The organism is Arthrobacter sp. 3Tela_A (assembly GCF_049311025.1).
GTDB lineage: Bacteria > Actinomycetota > Actinomycetes > Actinomycetales > Micrococcaceae > Arthrobacter_B.
In genome coordinates this window covers 1-10,326 of the sequence record NZ_JAXIOM010000088.1, presented here as the reverse complement: position 1 = coordinate 10,326, position 10,326 = coordinate 1, and the positions used below count along the sequence as shown (strand labels likewise).

Below are 10,326 nucleotides of genomic sequence, written 5' to 3'. Positions count from 1 at the left end.
CCCCCCGGGGCCTTTCCGGCGGGTTGGCCCCCCCGCCCCCCCGGGCCTGGGCGCCGCGGGGCGTACGAGGTGGCTTCCTTTGCGGTCCGGAACCGCGTCTAGAACTGCGGCTCGGACTTCGGCGGGAAGGCCGGCAGATGATGGGTCGGCAGCCGGTCGCGGTTGAAAGTGACCGTGCTGTAACCGTGCGGCGCCGGGCGGCCGTTTTCGTCAAGGTTGACGAAAACAATGCGTTCGATGGTCAGGATGCTGGAGCGGGTAATCATGTTCCGCACCTCAGCGCGCATCGTCAGTGACGTCTTGCCGAACTTGGTGGCGCAGAGTCCCATTTCGATGAGATCGCCCTGCTGCGCGGAGCTCACGAAGTTGATTTCGGACATCAGCTTGGTGACGACCCGCCCGTTGCCCATCTGCAGAATTGCATAGATGGTTGCTTCTTCGTCGATCCACCGCAGCAGCGAGCCGCCGAACAGTGTTCCGTTTGCGTTCAGGTCTTCAGGCCTGACCCATTTGCGGGTGTGAAAATTGATGTCGCCAGATTCCATGATTCTCAGGTTATCCCCGCAGAACCGCCCTTCCGTGACGGGTGTGAGTGCGCGCACCGCCCTTCATGATGGCTGGAACAACCGCGCCAGCGGAGGATTTCCGGTGCGCTATCCCACACTCCAGCCTTCGCCGGCGGGAAGGATCGAGCCGGTCACGGCAACGGCGTCGTCACTGGGCAGGTAAGCGATAGGGGCGGCCACCGAGGCGGCTTCCAGGTCCGCCGGAACCAGCTACGCGGCCGGCAAAGGGCCCAGTCCGCCCGGGAATCCATAGTTCGAGTCCAGCGAGTTCCGGGTGGGCATCGGTACGACCGCATTGATGCGGACTCCGCGGGGTGTGTACGTGTAGGCCTCACTGCGGGTCATGCTGATAACTGCATGCTTGGCGGCAGTGTACGCAGCTCCCCCAATCGATCCGCGCAGGCCGCCTGTGAGGCCAAATTCACTATGGATCCGGAGCCGCTGGTTGGCTGCTTCCACCAGCAGCTCCGGCTGCTCTGCTGTCACGTTTTCCCGCGAGAGGGTGATGATCGAGGACAGCGGAAGACTTTTTCACTATGCCACGCACCATCCGTGCACCAACAGCACGGGCAGCGTCTTCGGTGCCCACCGCGCGGCCTGGGGTGTCAAGGATTCGCCGTGCCTCCCGGTTTCTGCAGTACATCGGCGAGGTCATATTTCACTGGCTCCTCCAGCTGGCCATAGCCGCAGCTCTCCGGATCCCGGTCCGGCCGCCAGCGCAGGAAACTCGGCGGATGCCGGAACCGCGGTCCCTCCATGTGGTCGTAGGCCACCTCGACCACCCGCTCCGGGCGCAGCGGGGTGAAGGACAGGTCCTTGTTGCCGGTCCAGCGGCTGCCTTCGGAACTGCGTGGTGTCCGGGAACCCGGGGCCGGTTCCCCGGCGTTCCAGGGATGTGACGGGTCCCAGGTCACCAGGGGCTGCAGCTCGGTGAAGAGCTCGCTGCGCCGTGCCATGGGGAAAGCTCCGATGACTCCCACATTGGCCAGGTTCCCGCCGTCGTCGTATAAACCGAGCAGCAGCGAGCCGATGCGGTCTTCCCCCGTTTTATGGACGCGGTATCCCGCCACTACGCAGTCAGCGGTACGGCGGTGCTTGACCTTGGTCATGGCCCGTTTTCCGGGTTCGTACTGCCCGCCCAGGGGTTTCGCCACCACTCCATCCAGTCCTGCCCCTTCGAAACGTTCGAACCAGTCCTGAGCCGTGTCCGCCTCCAGGGTCTGCCGGGTCAGGTGCAGCCGTCCGTCCGCCGCGCCCAGGACGGATTCGAGCTCTTCCCTGCGTTCCTGAAAAGGATCACCGGTCAGGTCCCGGCCGCCCAGTGCCAGCAGGTCAAACGCTACGAACGACGCCGGTGTCTGCTCCGCGAGCAGCTCAACGCGGCTTTCGGCCGGATGGATCCGTTGCTGCAGCAGGTCGAAGTCCAGCCGCCGGCCGTCAGCGCTGATGAGGATAATCTCTCCATCCACCACGCACTGGGACGGCAGCCCCTGCCGAAACGCCTCAAGAAGCTCAGGGAAGTAGCGGTTCAGGCTGCGGCCGTTGCGGCTGAGGATCTCCACCTCGTTCCTGTCCCTGAACACCAGCGCCCGGAATCCGTCCCACTTGGGTTCATAGGCGTAGCTGCCCGCGGGGACGCCGGCGGCCGGCTTGGCCAGCATAGGGGCAACGGGCGGGGACAGCGGCAGTTCCATGGGCTGGGCCTTCCTCAGTTGGGACCGTACGGGTTCCGGCGGCACCTTACAGGCAGCACGCCGGTCGTGGCTGACCACCACCGTAAGATGCATTTATGAGTCTGAACAGCACCACCGGCCGGCGCACCGCCTTTGGTGCCGGCCACTTTGATCCCCCGCTGCTTCATCCGGTTCACCGGATCGGGAACCGGGTACTGGATTTCCGCCGGCAGGTGGCCCTGATGGCCATCGTCAACCGCACGCCGGATTCGTTCTACGATGCCGGCCGCACCTTCGGGCAGCAGGCGGCAATTGATGCGGCGCTGCAGGCAGTGCACGACGGCGCCGACTGGGTTGATATTGGCGGGGTGCCGTTCGCTCCGGGGCCGGCCCTGGACACCGCCGAAGAAGCCGCCCGGATAGTTCCCGTGATCCGTGCGGTCCGGGAAGCCTCCGACGTCGTTATTTCCGCCGATACGTTCCATCCTGCGGTGGCGGAACAGGCTATCAAAGCCGGTGCGACCGTCATCAACGACACCACCGGACTTCATGACCCCCAGCTGGCCCGGGTTGCTGCCCAGTCCGGCGTGCACCTGGTTATCACCCACAGCCTGGCTGCGCCGCGCACGGTCTATCCCCGGCCGCAGTACACGGATGTGGTGGCCGAGGTCGCGGAGTTCCTGCACAGCAGGGCCGGCTACGCCCAGGACCTGGGGGTAGCTCCGGAGAAGATCATCATTGACCCGGGACACGACCTGAACAAGAACACCCTGCATTCCCTGGAACTGACGCGCAGGCTCGCCGAGATTGCCCGGATCGGCTTCCCCGTGCTGGCCGCTGTGTCCAACAAGGACTTCATTGGTGAAACGCTGGATGAGCCCAAGTCGGAGCGGGTCGAGGGGTCCCTGGCAGCAGCTGTTGCAAGTATTTTCAACGGTGCCCGGATCCTGCGGATGCACAACGTCCAGGCTGCATCCCGGGCCATCCGGATGACCGAGGCTGTCCTGGGCTGGCGCGAACCGGTGCGCCTGCGGCACAACATGGGCGACGTGAATGAGCCCGCTCCGTGAGTGCTGCCGTTATCACCGCTGCCGGATCAAAGAAGGAACTTGATGACGGCCAGCTCCTTGACGCCTATGCCTGGGACACGGTGCCCGACGCAGGAAGCCGGCCCTGCTTCCGGTTCAACTTCATCACCTCGGTTGACGGTGCAGTGAGCTTTAACGGCCGGTCAGGGGAACTGGGCAACGACGCCGACCGCCGGGTTTTTGCCCTGCTGCGCTCCACCGCGGACCTCATCCTGGTGGGTGCCGGGACCGTTCGGGCGGAGGGTTATGCCGGTGAGCTGCTCTCCGTGCAGGCCCAGTCGGAGCGCAGACGGCGCGGGCTCACCGCCCATCCCGGCATCGCCGTCGTCTCCGCTTCCCTTCATCTGGACCCGGAGTTCTTTCGGCAGGCACCCGTGCGCCCGCTGGTTCTCACTGCTGCCGCGGCACCGGAATCCCGCCGGAGAGCCCTGGAAAGGGTAGCGGACGTTGTGGTTGCCGGGGCGCGGACCGTTGACCCAGGGCAGGCAGCGGCTGTGCTGGCCCGGCGCGGCCACCGCCGTGTCCTGTGCGAGGGCGGGCCGCAGCTCTTCGGCTCGTTTCAGGCGGCGGGCCTGGTGGACGAGCTCTGCCTGACACTTGCCCCGGTCTTCACCGCCGGCGCGGCAGGGCGGATCACTGCCGGAGCGCCGGAAACCCGGCTGGAGCCCCTGCGCCTGAAGCACGTCCTGTGCTCCGGGGACACGCTGCTGCTCCGGTACTGCACGGCCTGAGCCTGCCTGTCCGGGTGGCCCTGCTGCCCGGGTTCTCCTCTAGAAGTTGATCATGTGTCCCGTCAGGCCGTGGAACGCCTCCTGGAGGGCCTCACTGAGCGTTGGATGCGTGTGGACGTTGCGGGCCAGTTCTGACGCCGTGAGGTCCCATTTCTGGGCGAGAGTCAGTTCCGGGAGCAGTTCGGACACATCCGGACCAATCAGGTGCCCGCCGAGGAGCTCCCCATAAGCGGAATCCGCGATGAGCTTCACGAAACCCACAGGTTCTCCCAGCCCGTGTGCCTTTCCGTTCGCAGTGAACGGGAAGGTACTGACCACTACGTCGTGTCCCTCGTCTTTGGCCTGGGCCTCGGTGAGTCCGAAACTGGCCACCTGCGGCTGGCAGAACGTCGCCCTCGGCATCATGCGGTAGTCCCCCAGCGGCATGGTCTCCGCACCGGCAATGGTTTCCGCCGCCACCACCCCCTGGGCTTCCGCGACGTGGGCCAGCTGCAGTTTGGCGGTCACGTCGCCGATAGCGTAGAGGTTGGGGACACTCGTGCGCATGTAGTCATCAATGGCGATTGCGCCGCGGTCCGTCACTTCCACGCCGGTACTTTCCAGGCCATAGCCGTCCAGCCGCGGGGTGAAGCCCACGGACATCATGACCCGGTCGGCGTCGATTGACTGCTGGTTCCCGCTCTTGTCCGTGTAGGTGACCGTGACGGAGCTGCCGTTGTCCGTAACCGTCTCCACCTTCGCCGAGGTATGGATCGGTATGCCCAGCTTCTTGTACTGCTTGGTGAGTTCCTTGGACACGTCCGGGTCCTCGTTCGGCAGGGCACGGTCCATGAACTCGATGATGGTCACGTCCACGCCGTAGCTGCGCAGCACGTACCCGAATTCCATGCCAATGGCGCCGGCGCCGACGATCACCATCTTCTTGGGCAGGTCACGGCTGAGGATCTGTGTCTCATACGTGACGACGTTCTCGCTCAGTTCGATTCCCGGCAGGAGCTTGACGGCGGCCCCGGTCGCAATGATTGCGTTCTCAAAAGTGACTTCCTCGGTCTTGCCGTCCGAAAGAGCCACTTCGATGGTGTGGGCGTCCTTGAAGACCCCGTGGCCGTCGTACTCAGTGATCTTGTTCTTCTTCATCAGGAAATGAACGCCCTTGACCCGGCCATCAGCCACCTGCCGGCTGCGGTCGAAGGCTGCTCCGTAATCAAAGCTCACATCGCCGTGCATCCCGAACGTATCCGCCTGGCGGGTGAAGATCTGTGCAAGCTCCGCGTTGCGCAGAAGTGCCTTGGACGGGATACAGCCAACGTTCAGGCAGACCCCTCCCCAGTACTTCTCCTCGATCACTGCAACGCTGAGACCCAGCTGCGCGGCGCGGATGGCGGCAACGTAGCCGCCGGGCCCGGCTCCCAGGAGAACGACGTCGTAATGTGCACTCATGCTGGCTCCTCAATCGTGGACATAAGGCTTGTGGAACAGTACCGGCTCAGATGTAGCCGCGGTACCCCTCCCAGGCGCGGCGCCGCTCCGGGAAGGGGTCGGATTCGATCCGGTCCTGCCGGTCGAAGACCCGTGTGAGGCGGTTTTCCTCCTCATACCGCGGCCAGTCTTCGCCGGGCAGGTGCCGGTGGGCCAGGCTGAGGAGGGAACCCTGGAATCGTGCCGAGAGTTCGCGGAGTTCATCCATGCCGCCGAGCAGGGACAGCGCACGCATGGTCCGCTCGTTGGTTTCCCCGAAAATGACCGGAACGTCGAAGGCATGGGTGGCGCCGAAGCCCAGAAGATTCATCAGCCGCGTGGCGTAGTCATACCGGTAGATCCAGGTGGGGGCGACCCTGGAATGGCCTTCGGCGACCATCTGGCTTGGGTACCAGAAGACCAGGTCGCCGCTGATTTCCACGGACTGGTCCCGCGACGGATACCCCGGATAGGCGGCGGTGACGCGCTCCAGGGCGGAAGGGTCCGTGCCGGCGAACATGCGCTCCAGCCGGGCCGGGGTTGAGGGCAGGATGTTGTCCAGCTTGGCGAACAGTGCACCTTCCTGGGCCATGGTTCCCAGGACCAGGGGTTTGGGCGCCGATTCCCCGTCCAGGTAGGTGTCAATGGGGTGCCGCGGCAGGAACTCGCCGTCGATCACAGGTGAAACACTCAGCGATCCCGGCTGCTGCACCGGGCCGATCTTCGTAGTCATCTTCTGGATGGCATTGACCAGCTTTGCCGCCGGGATGCGGGAGAGCGCATCGGCGGCGCGGGATTCGTCCACCCGCAGGATTTCCAGCAGATCCAGCGCCCACCGCTCGTGCATGTCCGGGTAGTAGGCCCCGGCCGGCGCAGGACTCTGAGCAAAGGCATTGTGGAAATAGGGCGCGGCGGACGGGATGCACATAAGTGCCGTGACGGAGATGCCGCCGGCTGATTCTCCGAAAATGGTGACGTTGTCCGGATCTCCGCCGAACGCCGCGATGTTTTCCTGTACCCAGGCCAGCGCCGCGACCTGGTCCCGCAGGCCCAGGTTTGAATCGAACTGCCGCTGGGGAGTTGAAAAGGCGGTGAAGTCCATGAACCCGAGGGCGCCGATGCGGTAGTTGAGGCAGACGTACACTACTTCCCCGGTCCGCACCAGGTTTGCCCCGCGGTAGGTGCGCACCGCTGAGGAGCCGGAGCTGAACGCGCCGCCGTACAGGTAGACGAGCACCGGCAGTCCGGTTTGGTCCTGGTCCAGCGGGGCGCTGACGTTCACAGTCAGGCAGTCCTCGCTCATGAGCGGCCGCCGGCGGGAACCGGTCAGAGCCAGCCCGCGGGACTGCGGCGGAATCGCCCCGAACTCCGAAGCATCACGAACTCCCGTCCAGGGCTCGGGAGGTACCGGGGCGCGCAGCCGCCGCTCTCCCAGCGGAGGTGCGGCGTAGGGAATCCCGCGCCAGGTGCGCACCCCGTCTTCCACGATGCCGCGCACCCAGCCGTGTGCTGTTTCCACGTCGAGTGCTGATATGTCCAGGGACATTCGCTTACCTGCTTCCACCGGGCGGCGCGGCCTGGGGAACCTAAGCCCGGCAGGGCTCCAGGGTCCGGTTCCGCGCTTCTCCACGATAGACCTCAGGGCAGCAGTGAACCAGAGCCCGCCAGTTCGGCCTCCGGTCCGGAGCTGAATCCGGCACCGCAGAAACCGGCGCCATGGAATCCGGTGGCGCGGCGGCAGAACGGGTGATTAGCCGGTGCGGCGCAGGAGATGGCGGTGCACGGCCACTTCCTTAAGGCAGAGCAGCCCCACGGCGGCCACGTTCAGCAGGACCTTGGCCGTCGTGTCCCAGTCCGTCAGGACGCACAGCATCCAGACAGACAGGAGTACGGCCGCATCCATCCGGCGCAGTGCAGCAGGGGTGGTGGCAACACTTTTCCCCTGAGACCGCTGAGACCCCGGCTGGGCACGCAGTGATGCGCTCATCAAAGCCATCGCAACTTCTTTCCCCCGTGAAGCGGCGGAACTGCCGTGAAGTGGCAGCTGCCGCCCTTAGAGAACTTTTATCACACCGGAGCCAAGTCCTGCAGTTGTTCGCTGCGGGCGCTTCCCGTGCGCTTAATGTTCTGCAACAGTGCCTTGTTCCACCCGCCACAGCCGGTCCAGGCGAACATTCTGGAGCATCCGGCGGTCGTGGGTGACCAGCAGCAATGTCCCGGTGTAGGACTCCAGCGCTTCCTCAAGCTGCTCGATCGCAGGCAGGTCCAGGTGGTTGGTGGGTTCGTCCAGGATCAGCAGGTTCACCCCGCGGGCCTGGAGCAAGGCAAGTGCCGCGCGGGTCCGCTCTCCCGGGGAGAGTGCACCGACCTTGGTTCCCGACTGGTCTGCCTTCAGGCCAAACTTGGCCAGCAGGGTCCGGACTTCCCCTGCGTTCATTTCCGGAACGCAGGCCTCGAATGCTGCTGCGAGGGGTTCTCCTGCCGCGAGCTGGGTACGCAGCTGGTCGATCTCGCCCAGAGCGACTCCGGCGCCCAGCGAAGCCGTTCCCTGTTCCGGGGCCAGTGTTCCGCGCAGCAGTGCGAGCAGGGTGGACTTGCCCGCCCCGTTGGGGCCGGTGATGCCTATCCGTTCGCCGGCGTTTACCTGTTGGGAAACCGGACCGAAGGCAAAGTCCCCGCGCCGTACTGCGGCTTCATTCAGGACGGCCGCCACCGAGCCGGAGCGGGGAGCTGCCGCAATCGAGAACTGAAGCTGCCATTCCTTCCGTGGTTCCTCCACCTCGTCCAGCCGGGCGATGCGTGACTCCATCTGGCGGACTTTCTGGGCCTGCTTCTCCGAGGACTCCATGCTCGCCCGGCGGCGGATCTTGTCATTGTCCGGAGACTTGCGCATGGCGTTCCGCACGCCCTGGGAGCTCCATTCGCGGGTGGTCCGGGCCTTAGCCACCAGCTCCGCCTTGCGCCCGGCGAATTCGTCATAGGCTTCCCGGGCATGGCGCCGGGCTACTGCGCGCTCCTCCAGGAAGGCGTCATAACCGCCGTCGTACACGGCCACCTGGTTTTGGGCCAGATCCAGCTCCACGATCCGGGTGACGCAGCGGGCCAGGAACTCGCGGTCGTGGGAAACCAGCACGACGCCGCCGCGAAGCCCGCGGACGAACTCCTCCAGCTTGGCCAGCCCGTCCAGGTCCAGGTCATTCGTCGGCTCATCGAGCAGGACGATGTCAAAGCGGCTCAGGAGCAGCGCCGCCAGGGCGACCCGGGCTGCCTGGCCGCCGGAGAGTCCGGTCATCAGCGCGTCGGGGCCTAGGTCAAGTCCCAGCTCCGCCAGGACCGCGGGCATCCGCTCTTCCAGGTCGGCGGCACCGGAGGCGAGCCAGGTGTCCAGGGCTGCGGCGTACTCATCCTGGGCCTGCACCGACTCTGATTCAAGAGCTTCCGCAGCGGCCTCCATGGCCGCGGTGGCGGCAGCCGCTCCGGTGCGGCGGGAAATGTACCCTGCCACGGTTTCGCCTGCCACACGCTCGTGTTCCTGGGGCATCCACCCCACAAAAGCATCGGTTGGGTGGCGCTCGACGCTGCCTTCAAAGGGCGCTGCCGCACCGGCAAGCAGCCTCAGCAGCGTGGACTTGCCTGCTCCGTTCGAGCCGACCACACCCACGACGTCTCCGGGAGCAACAGTCAGCGAGAGGCCTGAGAAGAGAACACGGTGGGCGTAACCGCCGGATAGATTGCGGGCTACAAGAGTGGCGGTCATGCCTTCAATCTTAGGCGGCCGGGGGCATGCCCAAGGACCGGCGGAGAGCGGGCTAGCGGTAGCCCTGGTAACCGTTCCACGCGTGCCGGCGGACCGAGCGGGGATCCAGTTCGATCCGGTCGTACCGGTCAAAAATCTTGGTGCGGCGTGACGTTGATTCGTAGTTCGGCCACATGGGTCCAGGGGCACCGCTGCGGGCAAAGCGCAGCAGCGCTGACTGGAACCTGTGGCCCACGTTCATTGCCGTCCGGCGGTTGCCCATGCTTAGCAGCATCCGGCCCGTGCCGGCATCGTAGGTACCAAAGGCCGCCAGCAGGTCCATACCGTGCGTAGCCCCCAGACCGGCCGCGCGTGCCGCCCGCGGTGCGTAGTCGAACCGGTAGGACCAGGTGGGTGCGTGGTCGGCATGGGCCTGGGCCGCCTGGATGCTGGGATACCAGAACACCGCGTCGCCGCCCAGTTCCACTGCCTGGCGGCGGTGGGGGTAACCGCGGTAGGCAGCGGTGACGCGGTCCCGGCTGCCCGGGTCCGTCAGCGCGAACATCTTCTCGATCCGTTCCGGGGACGTGGGCAGGATGTCGTGCAGTTTACTGAACAGCGCCCCTTCGTTTTCCATGGTGCCGATCACCATAGGGACTTTGTGGGCGCGGCCTTCTGCCAGTGCCTCCAGCGGGTGGAGCGGCAGGAAGGATCCGTCCACCACCGGGGAGGGGCAAAGCGCGCCCGGGCGGGCTTCGGGTGTGATTCTGCTGCTCAGTTCCTCCTGTGCTTTCACCAGTGCGGATGCCGGGAGGCTGGAGAGCAGTTCAGCGGCGCCGCCGGGGCCGGTTCCCAGCAGTTCCAGGAACTCCCCCGCCCATGCCGACGCGAGATCAGTTCCGTACGCTGCCGCAGGGGCCGGGCTCTGCAGGAAGGTGCGGTGGAACAGCCCGGCAGCTGCCGGGACGCACATCAGGGTCAGGGCAGCTGCCGCACCGGCGGACTCCCCGAACAGGGTCACGTTCTCCGGGTCGGCCCCCCACGCCGCGGGGGTTCGGCGGGCCCCCTACCCGG

9 protein-coding genes and 1 pseudogene are annotated in these 10,326 nt (G+C 65.8%); 2 read left to right on the top strand and 8 right to left on the bottom strand.

Annotated elements, in window-relative coordinates; all coding sequences use genetic code 11:
* Positions 1-98: 98 nt before the first annotated feature.
* The 3 genes from TVC13_RS17420 to TVC13_RS17410 form a co-directional block, all read right to left on the bottom strand.
* Positions 99-545, bottom strand: coding sequence for an acyl-CoA thioesterase (locus TVC13_RS17420; protein ID WP_422402398.1), 447 nt, complete (start codon positions 543-545; stop codon positions 99-101).
* 231 nt (positions 546-776) lie between these two features.
* Positions 777-1,052: an SDR family oxidoreductase gene (locus TVC13_RS17415; protein WP_422402397.1), complete on the bottom strand. Its 276-nt coding sequence runs from the start codon at positions 1,050-1,052 to the stop codon at positions 777-779.
* Between the two features lie 119 nt (positions 1,053-1,171).
* Positions 1,172-2,260, bottom strand: coding sequence for an ATP-dependent DNA ligase (locus tag TVC13_RS17410; protein WP_422402396.1), 1,089 nt, complete (start codon positions 2,258-2,260; stop codon positions 1,172-1,174).
* Between the two features lie 95 nt (positions 2,261-2,355).
* Here TVC13_RS17410 and folP point away from each other — a divergent pair, with 95 nt between their 5' ends.
* Both folP and TVC13_RS17400 read left to right on the top strand, forming a co-directional pair.
* A complete protein-coding gene (gene folP / locus TVC13_RS17405) occupies positions 2,356-3,309 on the top strand; it encodes a dihydropteroate synthase (protein WP_422402395.1) in 954 nt (317 codons plus the stop codon).
* Positions 3,306-4,058, top strand: coding sequence for a pyrimidine reductase family protein (locus TVC13_RS17400; protein WP_422402394.1), 753 nt, complete (start codon positions 3,306-3,308; stop codon positions 4,056-4,058). The genes folP and TVC13_RS17400 overlap by 4 nt, the downstream gene beginning before the upstream one ends.
* Before the next feature lie 39 nt (positions 4,059-4,097).
* Here TVC13_RS17400 and lpdA read toward each other — a convergent pair whose 3' ends face one another.
* From lpdA to TVC13_RS17375, 5 genes and pseudogenes are all read right to left on the bottom strand, one after another.
* Entirely contained in the window at positions 4,098-5,498 is a 1,401-nt protein-coding gene (gene lpdA, locus TVC13_RS17395; protein ID WP_422402393.1) for a dihydrolipoyl dehydrogenase, read from the bottom strand.
* Between the two features lie 46 nt (positions 5,499-5,544).
* Positions 5,545-7,062, bottom strand: a complete 1,518-nt coding sequence (locus TVC13_RS17390; RefSeq protein WP_422402392.1) for a carboxylesterase/lipase family protein — start codon at positions 7,060-7,062, stop codon at positions 5,545-5,547.
* Positions 7,063-7,266: 204 nt separating this feature from the next.
* Positions 7,267-7,512 carry a hypothetical protein gene (locus TVC13_RS17385; RefSeq protein WP_422402391.1) on the bottom strand — a complete coding sequence of 82 codons (246 nt, stop codon included), beginning with the start codon at positions 7,510-7,512 and terminating at the stop codon, positions 7,267-7,269.
* A gap of 123 nt (positions 7,513-7,635) precedes the next feature.
* Positions 7,636-9,273: an ABC-F family ATP-binding cassette domain-containing protein gene (locus TVC13_RS17380; RefSeq protein WP_422402390.1), complete on the bottom strand. Its 1,638-nt coding sequence runs from the start codon at positions 9,271-9,273 to the stop codon at positions 7,636-7,638.
* A 52-nt stretch (positions 9,274-9,325) separates the two neighbouring features.
* Positions 9,326-10,288: pseudogene (locus TVC13_RS17375) on the bottom strand (carboxylesterase family protein); the annotation flags it as partial.
* Positions 10,289-10,326 lie beyond the last annotated feature (38 nt).